This window comes from Streptomyces rhizoryzae, from assembly GCF_023155275.1.
Classification (GTDB): domain Bacteria; phylum Actinomycetota; class Actinomycetes; order Streptomycetales; family Streptomycetaceae; genus Streptomyces; species Streptomyces rhizoryzae.
Genome location: NZ_JALMUV010000059.1, coordinates 1 through 20,534 on the forward strand (window position 1 = coordinate 1; position 20,534 = coordinate 20,534).

The window sequence follows — 20,534 nt, forward strand, 5'->3', positions numbered from 1 at the left end:
GGCATCGCCGCAGCCCTCATCAGCTACCGCCGACTCACCAACTGAAACGACGTCTTAGAATGGCACCCGCAGCACCCGTGAAGGGGCATTGCACTGTGCGCCGTCCTGACGGGCCTTGAGCCCGCGTGATGCGCTGGATACGACCACCGTCGAGACACCTGATGCCTACACATCGCAATCCCGCCCCGCGATGATCCCGTCTGCCAACACCGGGTACTACGACTTCTCGGCAACAGACTCCCGACCCGGGCAGGATCCGCTCTGGGAACCCGACGACAGGAGCTCCTACACAGCCAGAACGATGCAAGCCGCCTGTCCGAGCGCGGTGGTCAGCAGAATCCAGCCGGACGGGGGGCTGCCACTCCCGCGTGCTCGGCATGGTCATGCAGTTCTCGGGTTGCCGGTCAGGTCGTCCAGCAACCACAGCGGCGTGGGGGAGGCGGCAGGGCACCGTTCACCCAATCAGAGGGTGCGCATGACAAAATCCCGACTGCGGGCCGTTAAAATCCGATAAAGTTACTGGCAGGAGTGCCGGGAAGTCTGGTCGGCGAGAAAGATCGCACATCACTGCCGACGAGGGATGCTCTCATGACGGGCCTGACCATTGTTCTTCTGCTCGTGGTCCTGGCCACCGCCGTCGCCACAGGTGCCCGTCACTGGAGTCTGCCCGCCCCATCCCTCCTGGTCATCGCCGGACTGGCCGTGGGCCTGCTGCCATGGGTACCGGACATCCACGTCGCACCGCAGGTGATCAGTGTCCTCGTCCTCCCTCCGCTGCTGTACGCCTCGGCCGAGGAGATATCCGGCAGGGAGCTGCGCGCGGTGTGGCGCCCGGTGACCATCCTTGTCTTCGGGCTCGTTCTGGCTTCGGCGGTTGCCGTGGGAATGATCGCCTCCGCTCTGACCCCGCTCACCACGGCGACGGCGTTCGTACTGGGTGCCGTCCTGGCCAGCACCGACCCGGTGGCAGTCACCGCGCTCGGACGTCGCCTGGCGCTGCCGCCGCGGGTGCAGGCGATGGTGCAGGCCGAGAGCCTGTTCAACGACGCCACCTCATTGGTGCTGTTCAAGGTCGCCGTGGGGACCGCGGTGGCCGCCGGGGCGGTGTCCATACCGTCGGCCGCCGGGCAGTTCGTTTTGCTCGGCGGCGGCGGAGCCCTGATCGGCGCTGGAGTTGCCGGGGTGGTGATGCTCATCCGCAGGCGCACGGAAGACCCGGTGCTGGAGACCGTCATCGCGCTGGTCACCCCCTACGCGTCCTACGTCCTGGCCGAGGACCTGCACACTTCCGGGGTGACCGCCGTCGTGGTCGCCGGTGTCGTCTTGGGCAGCACCGGCCACCGACTCTCCACGGCCCACATCCGCCTCCAGGTCCACGCCGTCTACGGCACGGTCGTCTTTCTTCTGGAGAGCGTCGTCTTCGCGATCATCGGCCTTCAGTTGCCGACCCTGGTCCGCCAGCTGGCCACCGACGAGCGCGGGTGGCCGCTATGGGTCCCGGCCGTCGCCTTCACCGTCTTGGCCATCCGGTTGCTGTGGGTCTTCCCGCTCTCCGCACTGATGCAGTACCGGCGCGGCAACAACCGCATCTCCTGGCGAGTCCCGGCCGTGCTGTCCTGGGCCGGTACCCGCGGGGTGATGCCTCTGGCCGCCGCCCTGTCCATCCCCCTGACCACCCACGCCGGTGCTCCGCTGCCGCACCGGGCGCTGATCCTCACCCTCACCACCGGCACCATCGCCCTGACCCTTGTCGTCCAGGGCTTCACCCTCACCTCGGTCGTCCGCCGCTCGGGCATCGCCCTGGAGCCGCAGCACACGGCCCGCGAGGAAGCCCAGGCCCGTCGCCACCTGGCAAGCGCCGCTCTGGCCGAGCTGGACCGGTACGAGGAAGCCGACGCCGCCTCCGAGACCGTGCTCAAACACGTACGCCGCCATCTCGAAGCCCGCCTGCACCAAGCAGACGCCGATAGTGCCCCGGACACCTACGACTCAACCAACCGCCCCGCCGACGCCTATAGCGAGATACGCCGGGCACTGATCGCCGTCGAAACCACCGAACTGCAGCACCTCTACGAAAACAACAAGATCAGCAACACCACCCGGCGTCACCTTCAGCGCACACTCGACCTCGAAGAAGCCGGCCTCACCGGGTGACGGCGTCATCCGTCATAACCATCACCGGAGTTGACAGTGCTCGCGCACGGCCGGGTAGAGATGCTGCTCCTCGGCTACCGCGTGCCGCACAAGTTCAATCGTGAGCGTGTCGGTCAGCCGCTCGCGGTCGGCGCCGCGTCGTGCAACTTTGCAAAGAGCTCGTCGACCAGACGGTGGCCGGCGGTCAGCTCCGCGATGACATCACGTCGTCCCCCCATCGTCCGTCGTCTCCTATTTGACAGGCCCGCTAGTACTACAGCCGTTTGGTCTCACGGTGTGTGAGCACGGGTTGTCCGGGTGCGGTAGTGGCGGGCGCGCTGGTGGAGCTGGAGGGAACGGCGGTAGTGGGAGAGGTTCCCGGGGCGAGTGGCGGTCACGTCAACGAGTGGAGCGCGGCCACGATCTCGGACGGTTCGGCCCGCAGGGTGTAGTCGGTCGACACGAACGCCCACCGGATGACGCCGGTCCTGTCGATGACGTAGGTGGCGGGCAACGGCAGGGTGCGGGCGTGGCCGCCGTTGACGCGGTGCAGGTCGAACCCGAACCCGTCGTAGACGCCGCCCAGTTCGCCTGAGAGGTCGAAGGCGATGCCGAACTGCTTGGCCACCTCGGAGCCGACATCGCTCAGGACCTCGAAGGCGAGCTGCTCCTTTTCGACAAGGGAGAGTGACTCGTCGGGAATCTGCGGCGAGACAGCCACCAGTTGCGCACCACAAGCGGTGATCGCGTTCTGGTGCTGCTGCAGCGCGCGAAGGGCGAGGTTGCAGTAGGGGCACCACGCGCCGCGGTAGAAGGTCAGCACCACGGGCCCGACCGCAAGCAGGCTGTCCAGCGCGATCTCTCTTCCGGCGGCTGACGGGAGCGTGAACCGCGGGGCCTGCGCGCCCACGCCGACGGCGCGGCCCGCCATGCCAGTCGCCGCGAGCTCTCGCGCGCCACGATCCATGATCTCAAGTGCGTCGGCGGGAAGCTTGCGGTGCTTGTTCTCGTACAGGTTCTGTAGCTCGTTACGGAGGCTCATGTCGACGGTCCTCTCTCCAAGGAAACCTGGAACACTCGTTCCAGGATGGATCGGTGACAAGAATGACCGTGCGGTCGCCTATGCGTCAAGAGCTATCCTGGAACGGTCATTCCGGGACCGGAAGGCGGTAACTCATGCCCGACTACAAGCACTTCGACCCCGACAACGCGCTCGAACGCGCCGAGCGGCTCTTCTGGCAGCACGGCGCCGCCAAGGCGTCGATCCAGGCGGTCACCGTCGCGACGGGCCTCAACCGCTCCAGCCTCTATGCCACGTTCGGCGGCAAGCGAGAGCTCTACCTGGCTGCCCTGCGCCGCTACGTCCGCCACCGCGCGCGGCCCGCGCAGGGGCGGCTTACGGAAGACGGACGTGGACTGCCGGCGATTCGGGACTTCTTCACCGCACTGATAACGGCGCGCTGTTCGGGCGAGCACGCAGGCTGGGGCTGCATGCTCGTCAACGCTCACGCTGACGCCGACCACACCGATCCCGAGATCCGCGCCCTGCTGGACGACCACCACCGGCAGCTGCGGGACGCCCTGCACGCCGCCCTCGAAACCGCCCGCGAACAGGGACAGCTGCCCCCGGGGCTCGCTACCGAGGCCACCGCCGAGACCCTGGTTCTCCTCGCCTACGGGGTGAACGTCCGCTCCCGCACCGGGGCCGACGCCGACTCCCTGCTCGGCACGGTCACCGCCACTCTTGCGCTACTCGACGCCTCATGCCCCTAGTGCTACGGCCGGTGGGTTCACGGTGAGTGAGCGCGGGCTGCTCGGATGCGGTAGTGGCTGGCGCGGGCTCGGGTCTGGTGGCGGGTGCGCCAGCGGTGCCAGTGCATGACCAGCCACGTGCGAGCGGTGCGGGCGGGGGCGGGGACGAGCCGGTCGTAGAGGCGTCGGATCTCATTCATGCTCGGGGGCAGTCTGCGCTGAAATGTGGCGGCTCCGGACGGTGGCCAGGAAGGCCATGGCGAGCATGCACACGGTGGTGTTCCGGTACCGGGAGCGCCACTTGCGGACCTCGTGCTCGTCCAGGCCGACCTGACCCTTGGCAGTCTGGAACGCCTCCTCGACCATCCACCGCCTGCCCAGCCGCGGTGACCAGTTCGGCCAGTACAGTGCCGGGACAGGTGTGGCACAGGAAGTAGGCAACCTCGCAAACGAGTTCGCCGGTCTTCTTGCCCTTCTTGTTGGACACGGTGGAGCGGCGAATCAGCAGATGGCGCTCGAAGTCGTGTGCTGTGGGAGCCAGATGGACGCAGGCCCAGTCGTAGTCGCGTGGGCCCTTGGCTCCGTCCGCGCACGAGCGGCGCTCCAAGATGCCCTCGGGTACGAGGGCATACAGTTCGCGGGCCTGCCGGGTGCGGCCGTCCGGCAGTGGCAGGACCTCGTCCTTCGGTGCGGCCAGGACGTGGCGCACCCGTCGTTCTTCCAGCCAGGCGCGCAGCGTGCAGCACTGCCCGTACGCCTCGTCGGCGAGGAAGTAGGTGAAGGGCACATCGGCTGCCAGGGCCCGCTGAAGCATGTTCCGGGCCAGCTCCGGCTTGGTCGCCACCAGAGCGGACCCCTCGGGCGGGATGCCCTGCTCAGCGCAGCGATCCTGGTGTTCAGCGGTGGTGCCGGCCCAGTCCTTGCCGAGGTAGAACTCGCGGTCGATCAGTGTGCGGCCCCGCCGGGAGCCGTAGGACAGGTGCACGCTGACCTGGGCGTTCCCGATCCGGCCCACCGTGCCGGTGTACTGCCGCTGCACACCCGCACTCTTGGTGCCCTTCTTGATGTCGCCGGTCTCGTCCGCGATCAGCACCGCGTCCGCCTCTGCCAGGGCCGCGACTGCATAGTCCCGCACCCGGCCCCGCAACTCGTCCGCGTCCCAGGCCGCCTTCGCCAGGAAGCCCTGCAGCCGGTCGGGGTTGGGGTGCCCCGCGAACTCCGCGAGCTGCCACAGGTCCTTGCGCGGCACCTCGCTCAGCAGACCGCGCACCATCGCCCGCAGATTCTCCCGCGATGCCGGACGCGCGAACACATCGTCTACCGAGGCACACAACGCCTCTAACTCCCCGTCCAGTGACCGGATCTCGGCCTCGCTCAGTACGCCCGTTCGCACCGCCCCCGACGGCAGCATCAATCCCACGAACGGAGCAACGAGCCAACCGCCATCACGTTCCGTGATCCACCGGATCGGCTGGCGGGGGCGCGGCTGCCGGTAGACCGCGCGACGGGCAAGCCGCAGCAGCTGACAGTGGAGGCTGGTGCGGTGTGGCAGCTGGGGGATTCGGGACGGATGGATGCGCTGGACACCTCCCCGCAGCTGGCCGAACTCCGAGCGCGGGTGGAGCACTTGCTGGACCGCGTTGCTTCCAACTCGCGGATTACGGCGGCAGGGTTGGGGACGTTGGATGCCTCGCGGGTGCCGTCGGGTATGCGCTGAAGCTGGCGTTGGGCCGCTGGATGCGCTGGTGGGGTCGATGCGGCTGGCCAGGGAACACAAGTACCAGTTGCTACTGAAGATGGTGCAGCGGCTGTACCAGGCCGGGCGCGCCGAGGTAGTGGCCGGCGGGCGAGTCGCTTGCTGCGCGGTTGGTGTGGGCGCCGCATACGCCCACCGACCGGGCGGCGGTGCTGGATGAGGTCGTCCAGGCGTATGGGGCGGGGGTGCTGTCGGTGGAGACGGCGGTGGCGATGCTGATGGATGCGGGCTACCCAATCAAGGGCGCTGCCGAGGAGGTCGTGCGCATCCGCGAGGCTGCGGTGCAGAAGCAGCAGGCCGTGATGGCGGCAGTGGCGCCAGGAGCAGTCAGCGAAGGCCATGGCCAAGGGGCGGGCGGAATGGAGCACATTACTGATCGGGGCCGGGCACGTTCGGGTTCGAGGCACCAGATGGGCGGTAGCCGACAGCTGCGTTGCTCAACTGTGACGGCCGATGCGTAGATTCTCTTTCCTGCAGTCCTGTTTCAACCTGCCTACTTTGACGCGACGTTGACGGGCTGGGAGATCATCGTCACAGTGTCAGCGCGATGCGAGGTGTTTGACTGGCGTGAGGACTGAACTCGGCGCCTGCCTCCGCGGAAGGCCGGTGAGCGAATGCGTGGGTTGCCGCGGCTCAGGCGACCGCTTTAAGGGGCCCGCTCCACTGGCAATGAAATGGCAATGGTAGGGTAAAGTCGGTCCGGTCTGCGCCATATGAGTGTGCCAAGGGGGATGGTTGATGGCGATTTCTGACGGGTTTCAGGCTGATGTGGACGAGCTGGGGTCACTGTCCCGGAAGCTGCTGCAGAGTGCGGAGTCTATGGGGCGCGCGTCACGGAGTCTGCAGCAGGCAAGCGTCAACGACCTTGGCAATGCGTGCATTGATGAAAGTGCGTCCGACTTCAGGGACTCATGGGATTACGGTATCGGCCAGATCGTCAAGACCCAGGTGGCACTTCACGAGGGTCTGGAAGCGACGGCGCGGGCGTACCACGAGACGGACACCGCTATTCAGGAGGCGCTGTCGAAGGGGCAGAGAGCCGAGACGTCGGGTGGCGGTAAGGGTGGCGCAAAGTCTCCCTTCGGGTAAGTGAGTGCGAGCATCTGTGGTAGTCGGGGGAGCGATAGACGATGTCATTTGCTGAGCAGCTGTGGGGATATGGCGGCGGCGACCCGTATGAGAACAATGGACGTTTTCCGGGGCTGCAGTTCAATCCGGCCCCTGGGAGGGTTCAGGCCGTTCAGGACGTCCTCGACGACCTGGGGCGGGCCAACAAGGACATCCGTTCTGCCATGGACGTCGTGGTAGGTATCCACAACGGCAGCTCCTGGACTGGCGAGGCTGCCGAGGGATTCCGTGAGAAGACTGCCTGTCTTCCCGGGATGCTGGCCACCGCGGGTCTGAGTTTCCAGAAAGCCACCGAAGCCCTGACGGTGTGGCACTCGCAGCTGGAGACCATGCAGTCACGGGCCGGCCAGCATGAGCAGGCCGCCAAGGCGGCGCGGGAGCGGGCCGACAGGGCGTCCAAGAACCCCAACCTGGGCCTGCTCGGCGACGGTTCACTCAACCTCGCAGAGTTGGTCAGCGACGAGCAGATCGAGCGGCACAACCGTGCGGTGGAAGAACTGGACGCCGCCAATGCCGAACTCGAAGGCATCATTTCCCGCGCAGGCGGGATCCGAACGCAGCACGAGGAACTCGCCGGCACCGTAGCCGCCGTGCTGAAAGATGCCGGAGAGCAGGCGCCGGATGCTCCAGGGCTGCTGGACGGCCTCAAAAATCTGGCCATGAGCGTCCTGACGTTCCAGAACGAGCTGGGCAGCTGGATCAAGAAGCACGCCAACGCCATCGCCGCCATCGGCGATGTGCTGTCGCTGGTGAGCACGACCATCGGCACCATCGGACTGGCCTGCGACATGGTCGGTTTGGGCCTTGTCGGCGGTCCGCTCGGAGGCATCGCCATAGGGTTCTCCGGTGCCGCTCTGGTAGCGCACGGCGCGGCCAAGCTGGCGGGGGCGGATGTGTCGGCCGCGACCCTTGGGTGGGACGGGCTGGGTGTCATCAGTGGGGGCGTGGCGAGTGCCGCACTCGAAGACGGCGGGAAGCTGCTGACAAAGATCCCGAAAATCATCGGCGCGGAGCGGGGCGTGACAGGGACGGGGACGGTCCAGACGATCCTGGGCCTGGTGGGGGATGACAGCGTGCTGAAGCATTTCGCCCCCCACGGTGACATGCAACGTCAGATGAGTCTGGGAGGCACCGTGCCGCTTTTCCTTGCTCTGAAGAACGCCTGGGACTCGGGCAGCGAGAAAGACAGGAGCGCCCAGTGAGGGGAAGTCTCTGGCCGCTTCTGTGCGTGCTGCTGCTGATGGGCGTGGTGGCGCTGATCGTGTCGCTGATGAATCGGACGCCGGCGGGGACTGTCCGTAAGCGGGCGGAGATTCGTGTTCCCGAGCCTGACAGAGGGCGGGAGTACACCGTCTGGCTGGCGCGGCAGCAGGGCTATGACCTCTCGCACCGCGTCGGAGCCAGAGTTGCCCGGCACTTTGTCTTCCGCCCCTCGCCCCATTATTGGCCGCCGAAGCTGGGCGGTCCGGTCGGGGAGGTCTTCCTGCCGGCTGGGTATCCCCCGCCGTCTGCGGAGGAGCTGCTGGGCATCGGCAAGGAGATCCGGCGAACCGAGAACCTCAGCAATGGTCTTTTCCTGGCGAACTGTGGGCTGTCTTCCGGGGTGGTGTACGGGGGCGAGGCCCTGCGGCGGTGGTGTGCCGGTGGCGAGGTGCGGGCCGTGGTGACGGTAGCGGTCGCGTTTGCGGTGATCGGGTTCCTGGCCACGCTCAAACTCTCGGTGGACTACCGCCGACGGCGACGCAGGTTCAACTTCTCCGCGCCCGGCGGGCCCCGCCTCGCGCCTTTGTCGCCACCGGGCGCCATGCCACCTGCCGGTACAGGGAACGAAAGGCACTGGCAGTGAACATCACCTTTGACGTCCCGCCGTTCTTCCGTGAGATGGCGCCGGTGGAGAGCGCGGAGGAGGCCCGGGCCGTGGTAGCCGAGCGGTTGGTGGGGAAGCTCGGGGACATCAGCGGAGAGGTCTTCGAAGAGTTGGCTTCCGCCTACGCCCTGGCTTCGTCGCTCCGTGAGGAGTCCGGCATCGTCTATGCGGCGAATTGCTTTGGCACGGTGAATGAAGAGGTGTCGGCCGGGACGTTGACGGTGGCTACGAGTCCGCTCGTGTACACCGACCCTGGTCTCGCCGTGGGCGGCATCGCGCGCATAGCCGCTCAACGCGGCGGGGAGGATGTTGCCGCCGAGGTGCTCGACCTACCGTGCGGGCCGGTGGCGGTGACCGTGCGGCAGGCCGTGGCGATGAGCATCCCGGCGGAGTTCGCCGAGGCAGCGGAGGACATCCCGGTCGAGACGGCCCAACTGCAGGCCTATCTGGCCGTGCCGGGGGGTCAGGAGCTCATCACCGTCACCTTCACCACGCCGAGCATCCGGCACTGGCCGCAGTACTGCGAGATCATGGTCGAGTTCCTGCACAGCATCCGCCTGACGCCGGCCGACGATACGGAACGGCAACCCACTGGCGCCGTCCCCTCCACGGTGTCGCCGGCGGCACCAGAGCCTTCCCGAGGGACTGGTGGGCCCACCCCCTTCGGATGACTGTGGGTAACACTCCAAGTGCGAGCGGGCCCGCACGTCAGCCAGAGCTGGCAGGTTCTTTCACGGCGCGGTAGGCGCTGCCTTCGTCCTGAGCGATGACCTCGATCACCACCATCCCCGGGCCGGACAGGTGCCCTTCGATTACTCCCATGCCGAGGAGATGCAGCTGGACACCTGAGCCTGCCGCTGAAGGCGTGCACTACGAGTGCGGCCACGACTGTGAGCCGTATGGGCGGGTGTTCTCCGGTGTGCCGGTGGGGAAGATTGCCGAGTCTAAGCTGTGGAGCCCGTACGACCCGGAGGCGCAGTACGGTCGTCAGGTGCTGCGCGGCTTCATCGTCGCGGAGGCGCCGTTCGTGCCGGGGCAGACGCGGGTGCCGGGGGCGGCAGACCGCAGTCGTCGGCGGTGCGCCAGGGCAGGCGGCCTGCCGCACCGCGATAGCAGTGGGCAGGCGGGACGCTCTGCGCTTGGTCACGACGCGGTGGGTGTCATCCGTTGGCTGCCGCAGATCCCTCTGAGGCCCGCCACTCGTAATCCAGGACCGAGTACGTGATCGAGTCCCTCCACGCTCCGCGTACGAATACGTGCTCCCGGATGTGGCCTTCCTCCGTCATGCCGGCGCGTAGCAGGGTCTTGGCGGAGGCGGTGTTCAGCGGAGCGCGGGCGGCCCAGATGCGGTGCAGGCCAAGGTGGTTGAAGCCGAGGGCGCACATCAGGTGCACGGTTTCGGTGCCCAGGCCCACGCCCCAGGTGTACGGGCGCAGGGCGAAGCCGATGGTGGCGGCCTGCTGGGCGTGCGGGTCGAGTGCCAGGCGGGCATAGCCCACCAGACTCCTGTCCTTCTGGCGGACCACGCCGAGGGCGTATTCGGTGCGAGGTTGATCACCGGAGGAGGCGACGGAGCGGGAAACGATCTCCCCGACTTGTTCGCGAGTTCGCGGTTCGAAGCTCAGGTGGCGGGTGGCCTCGGCGTCGCCGTAGATGGCGTGCACGGCATCCACGTCGCTGCTGGAGAGTTCGCGCAGCTGAAGCCGGGGGCCCGCGATGTCGACCGGGTGCATGGTCGGGACCCTACCCGCAGGCGGTGTTACCTGGGCAGGGCGGCGACAGGGGCCGCTGTGAACGCCTCAATCTCCTCCCGTGCCGTGCGAGCTTCGGGTGCGGTGAGCCATCGGGGATCACGCAGCGCGGTGTGGACCTGCCGCACCGAGGCGACGATGCCGTTGATGCGCTGATCAGCGGGCAGATCGAGAACGGGCCGCATGGCTTCGTCGACGCCATCGAGAGTGCCGGCGCGGACGCGAGCAAGGGCAAGGTCGGTGTGTGCCCCGGCCTGGTCGCCGAACGCCCAGTCTTCGGGCTCCGCTTGGCGGTAGGCGGCGACGGCCGCTTCGGCCTGCTGTTCCGCCTAGGGGCGTCGGGCAGCCAGGCGGTGGCGTCGGCTGCGTAGTAGAGCTGGCGTGGGACGGGGAAGGTCATGATGCCGCCGAACTCGTCCAGGTCGTCCGGGGAGGCCGCGTCGCGAGCCCGTTCGGCCTCGGCGAGGGCTTCCCGTACGGCTGCCGCATCGCCGAGTGCGGCTCCGGCACAGGCATGCAAGCAAGCAAGACAGCCATACGGCACTGGTACCGGTTACGCCTGTCACCTGGGAGATGCCGAGGCCAGCGTATTGGGAGGCTTCGTGGTGTCGGCCGGCCCAGTAGGCGATCAGGGATTGCAGGCCGCGGACCCAGGCGCGCATGGCGTGGTGGTCCGCGTTGTCCGCGCATACGTAGGCGGTGCGGGCCTGCGTCATCGCCGATCGCGGGTCGCCGAGGTCGTGGCTGGCCTTGGCGAGCATGCCGGAGGTGATGGCGGAGAGCAGGTACAGCTCGCGGGCCTGGGTCGGTCGGACGCGGCCGTGTTCGAGGAAGTGGAAGGAGAGGTCCTGGACTTCGACGAGATCGCCGAGGAGGGTGGCCAGTGGTAGCCGGGGATAGGCGGCGGCGAGGCGACGTACTTCCTGATGGAGCTCGTCCAGGGTTTCGGGGCCTATGGTGCTGCCTTCTGCCATCGCGCTGAAGCGGAATGCACGACGAGCCGCCATGGCGACCTGCCTCTCTAACGTGTCCCGGCCGGTGCTGTCGCCCGGAGCGGGACTGTTGGTGAACTCGATGCCGTCGAAGCCGCTGTTTCCTTCGGGGGGTTCGAACGAGGAGGACGGCGGTCGTGTCGGCATGACGAGCCGAAGCCGGGTGCCGGCATCGGCTGCGGCACCGCTCTCCTCCGCCGGGCCGAGGAGGACGTCGACGGGGTATCGGAACATCGCCTCCAGTACCCGGCACAAAGCCGGGTATGGGCGAGTCTTGACCTCGCCGCCGTACCACCGCTCGAACTGCCGCTTCGACACCGTCAGACCGACCAGCGTCGGATCACGGTCCTGCTCGGCGAGTTCGTTGGCGATGCGCTCGAAGTGGAGCTTGAAGGTCTCGAACACCTGCCAGTGGCGGCTGGTGATCAACGTCCGTAGAAGAGTGGGCCTTTGAGCCATCAATCCCCCGATGGGTTCCGGTCGGCTCGTCGGTTCGACGGTAGCCCCGCAATGCCGCCATCCGGGAGCGAGAGCTGCCGTGTGCGGGGAGATGGCGGTGGAGACGGCGGCATCGTGACGGTACCCATGTCGCCCACGTCGTCAAGCCCGCATCAGACGTCGGCGCTCATGTCGTGGTGACGCGCGCCGCTTGGCCGTCAGGCTCGATGCCCGCCCTGAACGCGAGCGACGAGGTGGTGTTCCACCGTGCCAGCAGCAGGAGGAAGCGCAACGCAGCGACAGGCAGATTCACGTACCGAGCCCCGGAGCGCTGAGGCGAGGTGGAGTGGCGGTGGCCTGCCCCTGTGGCAAGAGCGAACCTTCCCTCACCGCGGCTCGTCCGTGAGCGAGGCACGGAAGTTCGCTACCGAGGCCCTGTCGGCCTGGGGAGTCCGGGACCGACTCGATGACGTGTGTCTGTGCCTGTCAGAGGTCGCCACCAACGCGCTCGTACATGCGAGCCCGCCCAGTTTCGGATTCCTGGCACGGCTGAACATCAGTGGCCCGGTGGTTCGACTGGAGGTTCACGACCAGGGGCCAGGCCGGCCCCGTCGAAGGCATCCGAATCTCGATGATCCCTCGGGCCGCGGCCTGCTCCTGGTTGACGAACTGGCCGACGAGTGGGGCGTGGATGACCAGCATGGCCTCGGTAAAACCGTCTGGCTCACCTTCAAGGTGACTGATCCTGCCTCGTGCACGCCCAATCGCGAGACCTGACCTGACCCACTTCGCCAACGCCAAGCACGAACTTCCCTGTAGGAAAGAGGCATTCATGCCCAGAGCCCGACAGCTTTTATCACCCGGTCGTATCGTCATCCTTGGCGCGGGCCCCTGTGGTCTGGCGTGTGCGGATGAACTGGACCGGGTCGGCCACCACAACTGGACGTTGCTGGAGGCCATGCCCACCGTCGGAGGGCTTGCGTCTTCCGTGGTCGATCGCGCCGGCTTCACCTGGGACCTGGGTGGCCACGTGGTCTTCTCCCACTTCGGGGAGTTCGACCGGCTCCTGGGCGAGCTGTTCGCCCCGCATGAGCTGCTGCACCATGGCCGGTCCTCATACATCCGATTCCGCGACCGCTGGGTGCCCTACCCCTTCCAGCAGCACCTCCACTGCTTGCCGCAGGCCGACTCCGAAGCGTGCCTACAGTCTCTGACGCACGCCTGCCAACAGCGTGAGCAGACTCTGCCGACGGATACGGACTTCGCGACGTGGCTCCAGGCTCAGTACGGCAGTGGCCTCGTTGAGCGTTTCTTCGCTCCGTACAACACCAAGGTCTGGGCGATCTCACCCGAGAAGATGAGCGCAGGCTGGGTCGCGGAGCGAGTGGCACCGGTCGACCTCGACGAGATCCTGGCCGCCTTCTACGGCGTCAAGGCCCCCACGGCTCGGTGGGGACCGAACTCCACGTTCATCTTCCCCTCCGTCGGGGGGACCGGAGAGGTCTGGCGACGCCTGGGCGCCCGCCTTGGCAACCGAGTCCGCACCCGCACCCCGGCCGCATCGATTGACCTGGGCGCCTGCCACGTGCGGCTGGAGAACGGGGAGGCAATGCCCTACGACCAGGTTGTTGCCACCCTGCCACTGGACCGACTGGTCGCCATGACGACGAGCCCATCCGACGTGCGGGAGGCGGCCCGCCGGCTGAAGCACACCACTGTCGCCATGGTCGGCCTCGGATATCGCTCGCCCACCCTGGACGAGCGGTCATGGTTCTACTTCCCCGAGGACGACGTGCCTTCTACCGCGCCACCAACTTCAGCAAGTACGCGCCGGCCAACGTCCCCGGCGCCGATACCACTGCCTTCAGCTCATGGATGACAGAGGTCTCCGTCATGCCCGGGACTCAGGTCAACCAGCGTGCCTTGGCGAAAGCCGCCGATGCTGCGCTGCGGCGACACCGCCTGGTCCCCGGGCTCGCCGAACTGGCCACCGCTCACGTGGAGATGATCCCGTACGCCTACCCGATCCCCACCCTGGACCGGGACGAGGCGCTGGCGTTGACGATTCCATGGTTGGAAGGCCAAGCGATCTACCCTCGCGGCCGGTTCGGTACCTGGCGGTACGAGATCGGCAACATGGACCACGCGGTGAAGATGGGCATCGATATTGCCGCCGTCTGGTCACGGGAGCCGCTGAGGAGCTTCTCGGCAGCCAGGACGCGGTTTCCGTGGGGAGCCGCTCATGACCGCCACCACGACGACGTCCGTCGCCTTCGCCGGGCACGTCTTTGATGTCGAGGTGGATCAGGAGCTCGCCGTCGAACAGCGCACCCACCTGCACAACTTCGTCCCCGAGACCGCGCTGTCCCCACCCTGCGGACGTCTGACCGGCATCCGTGTCCGCCACAACCAGGAGCTGTTCGTAGACCGGGCCGCCCGCCTCCGGACGGTGCCAAGCCGGTGCGTCGAGCCGTTCCGTGGCGAACCGTACCTGTGGGCGCGGGTGGGTGACGTGGACTGGTGTCGCCCTCATGCCCGCTCGCACCTGTCCCAGGACCATCTCTACGCCCACGACTCCACCGGCCGCCTGCACGTCGTCCTTCACCCTGATGCCCACCGCGGAGAGCGCTATCTGCTGCGCGTCATCCGGGAAGTGGTGATGAGGTGCGGCGAAGAACGGGGCTGGGCCGCGTTCCACGCCGCCGCGGCGTCCGTCGAAGGGCACGGAGTGCTCATCGCCGGCCCGACCACGGCCGGCAAGACCACCGTGCTCGCCGCCCTCGCCTGCCACCGTGGCGCTGACCTGGTGGCCTCCGACCGCGCGATGCTCACTCAGAACGCGGCCGACGTCATCGGCGTCCCGCTGTCCATCCGCGTCGCCGGAGGCACGCTGTCCGCCCTGACGCCGCGCGAGGCCCTGCCACCGCACCGGGTGCTCCCTCGCACGTTCGGTACGGACCAGAAGGCGAGCTGCACCCCGCGGGACTTCGCCGCCGCCTTCGCAGCCCAGGTCCGCGAAGGCGCTCCACTGCGGCTCGCGCTTCTGCCCCGGCTTCTCGACGACGACACCCCGCTCAGCATCCGGCGCCTCCACGGCGAAACCGCACGTGCCGAGCTGGCCGCAACGTGCTGCACCCCGGACGACGAGGACTGGCTCCACCCGTGGTTCGCGCATCGGACCCGGTCGATAGAGGGGCTACGCGCTCAGGCCGGTCAGGTACTGGACGACCTGGTCGCGAACGTCCCGGTGTTCAGGGTCACTGCCGGCGTTCGCATTCCCCACCTGCTGGAACGCCTCGCCGACACCGTTACCAGGAGGCTCTCGTGATACCGAAACGCATCGCCCTGGTAGGTCCCGTGGCCTCCGGAAAATCCACCCTCGCCGCCGAGATCGCCGGACACACCGGACTACCTCACCTGGACCTCGACAACCTGTTCTGGGGAGCGGGCTGGACGCCCATTGACACCATGACCTTCCAGAACCGGGTCAGGGACGCGCTCGGCGCAGAGACCTGGATCGCCGACGGCAACTACAGCGGGGCTGTCGGTGAGATGCTGCTGGGCCACGCCGAGCTGGCGATCTGGCTCGACCTCCCCCTGCGCACCTGCCTGCCCCGGCTCCTCAAGCGCTCATTCCGACGAGCGGCTCGCGGCGAGGAGCTGTTCGCCGGCAACCGGGAGACCTTCCGGCACCTGTTCGCCCGGGAGTCGATCCTCATCTGGGGCCCGGCCCATCACCACCATCACCGCCGCCGCTGGTACCACCACCTCGGCCCCAACAAGCCCCACGGGCTGCCCGTGCTGCGCCTCACCCGATCCACGGCGGTCGCACCGGCGCTCCGCGACCTCGGACTGCTGCCCGCAGCTACGAGGGCGGTGGCACCGTGCGGCACACCGTGATCGCCTCGGCCGTCCGCGTCCCCTGGCACAGCCACCACGGGGGCTACGACCGCCTCCTGGATTACCTGCCGGAAGTCGAGCGCATCATCTCGCCACGGGGGGTCACAGGCCAGAAGATCGCAGCAGCAGCCCCTCACTGGCTACGCCGCCGTTGCCCCTTGCCCTTCTACCCGGCCGAGCACTTCGCCACGGATGTACGCGTCCTCGCCAGGCGCGGGCCCGCCCATGTCCTCTACGGTGACGAGCAGTTCTGGTTCTCCCGCCATCGACCGGGTCCCTCCGCCGTCACCTATCACCAGCCACCCGCACACCTGGCCCGCTTCATGCCGGCCACGAACTGGCGGCGACTCTCCGCACACGCAAGCCAGATCATCACTCTCGCCCCCGACCAGCGGGCCTTCTTCGCCGACCACCTGCCCGAGGAGCGCGTGCATCTGATCCCGCACGGCATCGACGTCGCCGCCTTCACGCCGGCAGGCGTACCGGAGGCCACCCGACCACTGGTCCTGACTGTGGGGTGGTGGCTGCGTGATTGGGACGTACTGGACACGGTTCACGACCGGCTCCACCGCCGCCACGGCAATAACATCGAGCTCGTCGTTGTCACCCGTCAGGGCAGCCAGCGCACCTGGCACCCGGCCGTGCGCGTGCTGGAAGGAATCAGCGAACTCGCCCTCATTCAGCTCTACCGTCGGGCCGCGGCCGTGCTCCTCCCTCTGACGGATGCAACCGCCAACAACGCACTCCTGGAAGCCCTGGCCTGCGGCACCCCGGTAGTCGCCACCGACACCGGCGGCATCTCGTACTACACAGGCGACAGCCTGGCCGCCCTCCTCACACCACCCGGCGACGCATCTGGCACCGCCGAAGCCGTCGAAACCCTGCTCGGCGAACTCGGCACCGCCGCCCATGCCACACGACGTGCCACAGCCCGAGAGCGCGCCGAACTCTTCGCCTGGCCGCGCATCGCCGATCAAGTCCGCTCCGTCTACCGCCTGCTGAAGGACGAACGATGACGATCGCCGAACTCTGGCTCCACTACGCCGTTCCCATCTTGCTCGCCGTCCTGCTGGCCCGCGCCCTATGGGCACTCATCGCAGTCGAACTCTGCGCCCGTTGGCTGCTGGACAACGCACACCGAGACCTTTCCCCGGCCGACGAGGACGGGCCGTGGCTGGTCGTCCTGCTGCCCATGCTCCGCGAGCAGGCCCTCGCCCCCGAGACGATCGCTGCCTTCACCGCCCTCGACTACCCGCGAGAACGGGCAGCGGTTGTCGCCATCACCACCGAACGAGAAGACAACGCCCGCCGTCGCGACCGCGATCGCCTTCCGGCACTGGCGGCCATCAGCCACCTCACCGAGGCACAACTGCACGGGCTGTTCCCCCGCGCCCGCTGCGGCGACATCGCAGACCAGGTCAACGCCGCTCCCGGAGAGAAGCGCCTCCCCCTCCTCACCGAGCTCTACGACGCCGAACCTACGACCCGAGAAACCGTCGCCACCCTTGCCGACAACCAACCGGCCGTCGGGCTGCGCCTGGTACACCTCCACCAGCCCGATACCGGCGGCCGCAAGGCCGGACAACTCAACCACGCCGTCGAGCACCTCGACGAGATCCTCGGCCCCCTCGGCTGGCACGACGAGAACGACGCGGATGACACCTTCCTCTGCGTATACGACGCCGACGCCATCCCAGACGTCCGTACGCTGGCCTCCTTCGCCGAGACTGTCACTCGCCACAGAGCCCTCACCGGCCGGCCACCGTCCCTGATCCAGCAGCAGCGCCTGCCACTGCTCGGCCGCCGCCCCTTCCCGCCCGGCGCAACCGGCCTGCTCCTGGCGGGAGAATGGCTCTACCAGCTCCGCCGCTCACTCGGCATCGAGCTCGCCCGCATCCGCCTGACGCAATGGCTCACCACCACCCACGTTCCCAACCCCATTCGGGCACTGCTACGGCCAATGATCTACGGCGTCGGCTGTGGCATGACCGTCCATCTGCCGACAGTGCGAGACCTCGGTGGTTTCCCCGAACCCATGGAGGATCTCGGCACCGGCCACCGTCTTTCGCTCCTCGGTGCCGACATCGCACCTGCCCCCATCGCAGTCCTGGACGAGCCCTATACAGAGTCACGCGGCCTGACCAACCTCCACGCGCTCGCCTTCCTCACGTCAGCCCGGCCGGACCGACATGCGAGAGCCGTCGCTCACCTACCGAGCGCCCTCTCCCCCATCGGCAAGGTGCTCCTGGTACTCCGGGAATGGGCCGACGAGGTCGCCTGGCTCACCGGTGCGCCGCTCATCGCTTCCGCGGTCATCTCCGCCTGCTGGTCCGGCCCCCTGTGCTTCGCGCTCGCCCTCGCGGGTGTCCTGCTACACGGCCCCATCCTGACCGCCCGACTCATCAAGCTGGTCCCTGCTCTCCATGCCACGGTCATCCCCACGATCGGCCATATCGCTGCCGCCCCACGCCCCACACGCGCCGTGCGCGCGGAGCTGATCGCATGCAGCCCCAGCCAACCGTTCATCCGCCTCGCCGGCCCGTGGCGAATGATCCTGCGCCACATCACCGGACACTCGACCACCTTCGGCAAGACTGAACGCTGAAGCACCGCCCAATCCCGACAAGGAAGTTGGACCAGAACGTGACCGAGCCCGGCACCCCCGAAATCCGCACCTCCGCCAAAGCCGTCATCCTCCACGACGGCCACGTTCTCCTCATGCGTGCCGTCTGGGAGGAGCAGGAGTGCTACTTCCTCCCCGGTGGCGGCCAACGCCCCGGGGAGAGTCTCGGCGACGCTGTCCGCCGTGAAGTCGACGAGGAAACCGGCCTGACCGTCACCGTCGAGCGGCTGCTGTGGCTCCGTGAATACATCGGTGCCAACCACGACCACCCCGTAAGCGAAGCCAACACCCACCGCATCGAAGCGATCTTCCTGTGCACCCCCACCAGCGATCCGGGCCAACTCGGCGGCCACGCCCAGGACGAAGTGCAGACCGGCCTGGAATGGGTACCGCTGGGCGAAACCCCTGCCATCAACCTGCTCCCGCTGGCGATCCGCCAGCCACCCTCGCCGAGGCACCCACGCTCTCAGGCACCTACCTCGGCGATGTCTCCTGACAATGCCATGGACGGCATAGACGGCCGCGTCCCGTCCAGCACGCGCGAGATCACCACCGGCCAGGCCAACCGCGTCTGGTCGGTGGACAGACCGACGCCGTACATCCTCAAGCACTACGGCGACCCGAGCCGCGCCGCCAACGAAGTAGCCGCTCCCCGCCTCCTGGCCAGATACCGTGCCCCAGCTCCGCAGCTGCTCGCCGCGTCCAGCGGCAGCAGCACCCCTCCATGGACCGCACAGACCGTAGTTCACGCGAAGCCTGTGCCCAACGACCAGTTCCTGACGGAACTCGCCGAACCACTGGCCATCATCCACCGCATCCCCGGCACCTACTTCGGCGGCCTCGCCGGCGCCCGACAACACCACGGCTGGACCGACTACCTCCACGACCGCCTGCACACGTACGCGACAGCCGCCCCGAACTTGCGTTCCACGGCCCGACTCCTCCGCCAAGAAGTCGAGGCCAGCGACAACGCCATCCAGCCAGTACTGCTCCATCACGACTTGCAACCGAGCCACCTCCTGCGTGAACCCGCTGGTTCCCGACTGCTCATCGACTGGGAGCTGGCCATCTTCGGCGACCAGCGGTCCGACCTCGCCCGCCTCGCCGTACGCCTCGACCTCGACGACCCCACACCCGTACTCGCCCTCACCAGCCAGCAGGAACCCACCACCGAGAGTCGACTCCGCCTGTACTGGCAGATCCATCTGCTCGCCGACGCCGCGCTGAGCACAGACCCCGCCGTACGGGAGCGGGCGGCCAGGCGGCTGCTCAGACGGAGGTGAGCAAGACACACCGGGATGATTTCCCAAGCAAAGCGGATACTTCTGCTCGACCTCAACCTACGCACTGCGGCACACCCGTCAGAGACCTTCAGGAAGGTCAGCTCAGTCGCCGGGCTGTCGTGTAGGCCGCATCCAGAACTACCCGCGTGTCCAGGTCACGGGCGGAGTCCACAACCTCGACCGCCGCCAGATTCTTCTTGCCCTGGCGCAGCACCAGCCAGCGCCCGTGGAACAGCTCATCAACCGGGGCCACCGCGTCGTCGGCGGTCACCTTCACATTGTTGGCCGGCGCCAACCTCTTGGAGTTACCAGCCAGGAGGCTTGGCGGTACCCATGGCGTGGGTAACGGTGATCTCGATGACGACTCGCTCGGGATTGGGGCGCGGGGTCTTGTACCGCTGGGCGTAGCGCGCTTCGGCGTCGGCTACGGACTCTGGATCATCTTTGACAATCGCGGTGCCTTCGAGGGTGCACCAACGTCGGCCCTCGGCCTGGCTGACCACGACGCGGGCCCCTTGGCCTGCGGCGCGGAGATTGCGGACCTTCTTGCTCGTGCCACTGCTGATAACGCGGGCAATGCGGGTTGCCGGGTCGTAGGTCACCCCCACGGGGACGAGGTGCGGAGTGCCATTGGGGCGTGTTGTCGTAAGGAAGCAGGTCCGGCGCTCCTCCCAGAAGCCCTCGTGTGGCCGCGGGAGTACGGGGGTCGCGCTAGTCATGACAATTCCTTCTGCAGAAGGTGCCGGAGGCATGTGGAAACCGCTCAAACCAGGTCGATCTTTCTTGGTCTGGGACATCCCCCCGAAGGCGGAGGTCGCGCCAACCCTGCTCCCGGAGGGGCAGCGCCTTGGGCGGCACGCAACTACATCCTCAGCGTGGGTACCCCCGTGGAGCGGCTGCTCAGACGCCTC

Annotated in this window: 24 protein-coding genes; 16 read left to right on the forward strand and 8 right to left on the reverse strand. The window is 67.6% G+C overall.

The window, feature by feature from the left end:
• Positions 1–588 precede the first annotated feature (588 nt).
• Complete coding sequence (locus MUU72_RS31615; RefSeq protein WP_248016876.1) at positions 589–2,154, forward strand: Na+/H+ antiporter; 1,566 nt, start codon at positions 589–591, stop codon at positions 2,152–2,154.
• A 373-nt stretch (positions 2,155–2,527) separates the two neighbouring features.
• Here MUU72_RS31615 and MUU72_RS31620 read toward each other — a convergent pair whose 3' ends face one another.
• Positions 2,528–3,175 (reverse strand): peroxiredoxin-like family protein, encoded by a 648-nt coding sequence (locus MUU72_RS31620; protein WP_248016877.1) that lies wholly within the window; start codon positions 3,173–3,175, stop codon positions 2,528–2,530.
• Positions 3,176–3,309: 134 nt separating this feature from the next.
• Between MUU72_RS31620 and MUU72_RS31625 the strand changes: the two genes are divergently transcribed.
• On the forward strand, positions 3,310–3,906 hold the full coding sequence (locus MUU72_RS31625; protein ID WP_248016878.1) for a TetR/AcrR family transcriptional regulator: 597 nt from the start codon (positions 3,310–3,312) through the stop codon (positions 3,904–3,906).
• 17 nt (positions 3,907–3,923) lie between these two features.
• Here MUU72_RS31625 and MUU72_RS31630 read toward each other — a convergent pair whose 3' ends face one another.
• Together MUU72_RS31630 and MUU72_RS31635 are read right to left on the reverse strand one after the other, a co-directional pair.
• Positions 3,924–4,085, reverse strand: coding sequence for a hypothetical protein (locus MUU72_RS31630; RefSeq protein ID WP_248016879.1), 162 nt, complete (start codon positions 4,083–4,085; stop codon positions 3,924–3,926).
• Positions 4,082–5,296, reverse strand: a complete 1,215-nt coding sequence (locus tag MUU72_RS31635) for an IS701 family transposase (protein WP_248016907.1) — start codon at positions 5,294–5,296, stop codon at positions 4,082–4,084. Before MUU72_RS31635 ends, MUU72_RS31630 begins: the two co-directional genes overlap by 4 nt.
• A gap of 494 nt (positions 5,297–5,790) precedes the next feature.
• On the opposite strand from MUU72_RS31635, the gene MUU72_RS31640 reads away from it, so the two are divergent.
• The 5 genes from MUU72_RS31640 (at position 5,791) to MUU72_RS31660 (ending at position 9,307) form a co-directional block, all read left to right on the forward strand.
• Positions 5,791–6,102 (forward strand): hypothetical protein, encoded by a 312-nt coding sequence (locus MUU72_RS31640; RefSeq protein WP_248016880.1) that lies wholly within the window; start codon positions 5,791–5,793, stop codon positions 6,100–6,102.
• Between the two features lie 277 nt (positions 6,103–6,379).
• The gene (locus MUU72_RS31645; RefSeq protein ID WP_248016881.1) at positions 6,380–6,730 is read left to right on the forward strand and encodes a DUF6317 family protein; all 351 of its coding nucleotides are present in this window, start codon (positions 6,380–6,382) and stop codon (positions 6,728–6,730) included.
• Positions 6,731–6,771: 41 nt separating this feature from the next.
• Complete coding sequence (locus MUU72_RS31650; RefSeq protein ID WP_248016882.1) at positions 6,772–7,971, forward strand: putative T7SS-secreted protein; 1,200 nt, start codon at positions 6,772–6,774, stop codon at positions 7,969–7,971.
• Between the two features lie 26 nt (positions 7,972–7,997).
• Positions 7,998–8,615 (forward strand): hypothetical protein, encoded by a 618-nt coding sequence (locus MUU72_RS31655; RefSeq protein WP_248016883.1) that lies wholly within the window; start codon positions 7,998–8,000, stop codon positions 8,613–8,615.
• Positions 8,612–9,307: a hypothetical protein gene (locus MUU72_RS31660; RefSeq protein ID WP_248016884.1), complete on the forward strand. Its 696-nt coding sequence runs from the start codon at positions 8,612–8,614 to the stop codon at positions 9,305–9,307. The genes MUU72_RS31655 and MUU72_RS31660 overlap by 4 nt, the downstream gene beginning before the upstream one ends.
• A 37-nt stretch (positions 9,308–9,344) precedes the next feature.
• Here the strand turns inward: MUU72_RS31660 and MUU72_RS35965 are convergent, their stop codons facing one another.
• Together MUU72_RS35965 and MUU72_RS31665 are read right to left on the reverse strand one after the other, a co-directional pair.
• Positions 9,345–9,458: a DUF6207 family protein gene (locus tag MUU72_RS35965; protein ID WP_372503281.1), complete on the reverse strand. Its 114-nt coding sequence runs from the start codon at positions 9,456–9,458 to the stop codon at positions 9,345–9,347.
• Positions 9,459–9,796: 338 nt separating this feature from the next.
• Positions 9,797–10,369: a GNAT family N-acetyltransferase gene (locus tag MUU72_RS31665; RefSeq protein ID WP_248016885.1), complete on the reverse strand. Its 573-nt coding sequence runs from the start codon at positions 10,367–10,369 to the stop codon at positions 9,797–9,799.
• Positions 10,370–10,500: 131 nt separating this feature from the next.
• Here MUU72_RS31665 and MUU72_RS31670 point away from each other — a divergent pair, with 131 nt between their 5' ends.
• Positions 10,501–10,758: a hypothetical protein gene (locus MUU72_RS31670; RefSeq protein WP_248016886.1), complete on the forward strand. Its 258-nt coding sequence runs from the start codon at positions 10,501–10,503 to the stop codon at positions 10,756–10,758.
• On the opposite strand, the gene MUU72_RS31675 is transcribed toward MUU72_RS31670, so the two are convergent.
• Positions 10,717–11,808, reverse strand: a complete 1,092-nt coding sequence (locus tag MUU72_RS31675) for a hypothetical protein (protein WP_248016887.1) — start codon at positions 11,806–11,808, stop codon at positions 10,717–10,719. The genes MUU72_RS31670 and MUU72_RS31675 overlap by 42 nt on opposite strands.
• Positions 11,809–12,180: 372 nt before the next feature.
• On the opposite strand from MUU72_RS31675, the gene MUU72_RS31680 reads away from it, so the two are divergent.
• Genes MUU72_RS31680 through MUU72_RS31715 form a run of 8 tightly spaced genes read left to right on the forward strand, consistent with a single transcriptional unit; the run spans position 12,181 to position 19,623 of the window.
• Entirely contained in the window at positions 12,181–12,594 is a 414-nt protein-coding gene (locus MUU72_RS31680; protein ID WP_372503282.1) for an ATP-binding protein, read from the forward strand.
• Positions 12,595–12,649: 55 nt separating this feature from the next.
• Positions 12,650–13,696, forward strand: coding sequence for a protoporphyrinogen/coproporphyrinogen oxidase (locus tag MUU72_RS31685; protein ID WP_248016889.1), 1,047 nt, complete (start codon positions 12,650–12,652; stop codon positions 13,694–13,696).
• Positions 13,693–14,109, forward strand: coding sequence for a hypothetical protein (locus MUU72_RS31690; protein WP_248016890.1), 417 nt, complete (start codon positions 13,693–13,695; stop codon positions 14,107–14,109). The genes MUU72_RS31685 and MUU72_RS31690 overlap by 4 nt, the downstream gene beginning before the upstream one ends.
• Complete coding sequence (locus MUU72_RS31695) at positions 14,060–15,145, forward strand: phosphoenolpyruvate carboxykinase (ATP) (protein ID WP_248016891.1); 1,086 nt, start codon at positions 14,060–14,062, stop codon at positions 15,143–15,145. The genes MUU72_RS31690 and MUU72_RS31695 overlap by 50 nt, the downstream gene beginning before the upstream one ends.
• A complete protein-coding gene (locus MUU72_RS31700; protein WP_248016892.1) occupies positions 15,142–15,717 on the forward strand; it encodes a P-loop NTPase family protein in 576 nt (191 codons plus the stop codon). The genes MUU72_RS31695 and MUU72_RS31700 overlap by 4 nt, the downstream gene beginning before the upstream one ends.
• Positions 15,702–16,733: a glycosyltransferase family 4 protein gene (locus tag MUU72_RS31705; protein WP_248016893.1), complete on the forward strand. Its 1,032-nt coding sequence runs from the start codon at positions 15,702–15,704 to the stop codon at positions 16,731–16,733. Before MUU72_RS31700 ends, MUU72_RS31705 begins: the two co-directional genes overlap by 16 nt.
• Complete coding sequence (locus MUU72_RS31710; RefSeq protein WP_248016894.1) at positions 16,730–18,322, forward strand: glycosyltransferase family protein; 1,593 nt, start codon at positions 16,730–16,732, stop codon at positions 18,320–18,322. The genes MUU72_RS31705 and MUU72_RS31710 overlap by 4 nt, the downstream gene beginning before the upstream one ends.
• Positions 18,323–18,348: 26 nt before the next feature.
• On the forward strand, positions 18,349–19,623 hold the full coding sequence (locus MUU72_RS31715; protein ID WP_248016895.1) for a phosphotransferase: 1,275 nt from the start codon (positions 18,349–18,351) through the stop codon (positions 19,621–19,623).
• A gap of 97 nt (positions 19,624–19,720) precedes the next feature.
• Here the strand turns inward: MUU72_RS31715 and MUU72_RS31720 are convergent, their stop codons facing one another.
• Both MUU72_RS31720 and MUU72_RS31725 read right to left on the reverse strand, forming a co-directional pair.
• The gene (locus tag MUU72_RS31720; RefSeq protein WP_248016908.1) at positions 19,721–19,894 is read right to left on the reverse strand and encodes a hypothetical protein; all 174 of its coding nucleotides are present in this window, start codon (positions 19,892–19,894) and stop codon (positions 19,721–19,723) included.
• A gap of 34 nt (positions 19,895–19,928) precedes the next feature.
• Positions 19,929–20,342, reverse strand: coding sequence for a PPOX class F420-dependent oxidoreductase (locus MUU72_RS31725; RefSeq protein ID WP_248016896.1), 414 nt, complete (start codon positions 20,340–20,342; stop codon positions 19,929–19,931).
• Positions 20,343–20,534: the final 192 nt, after the last annotated feature.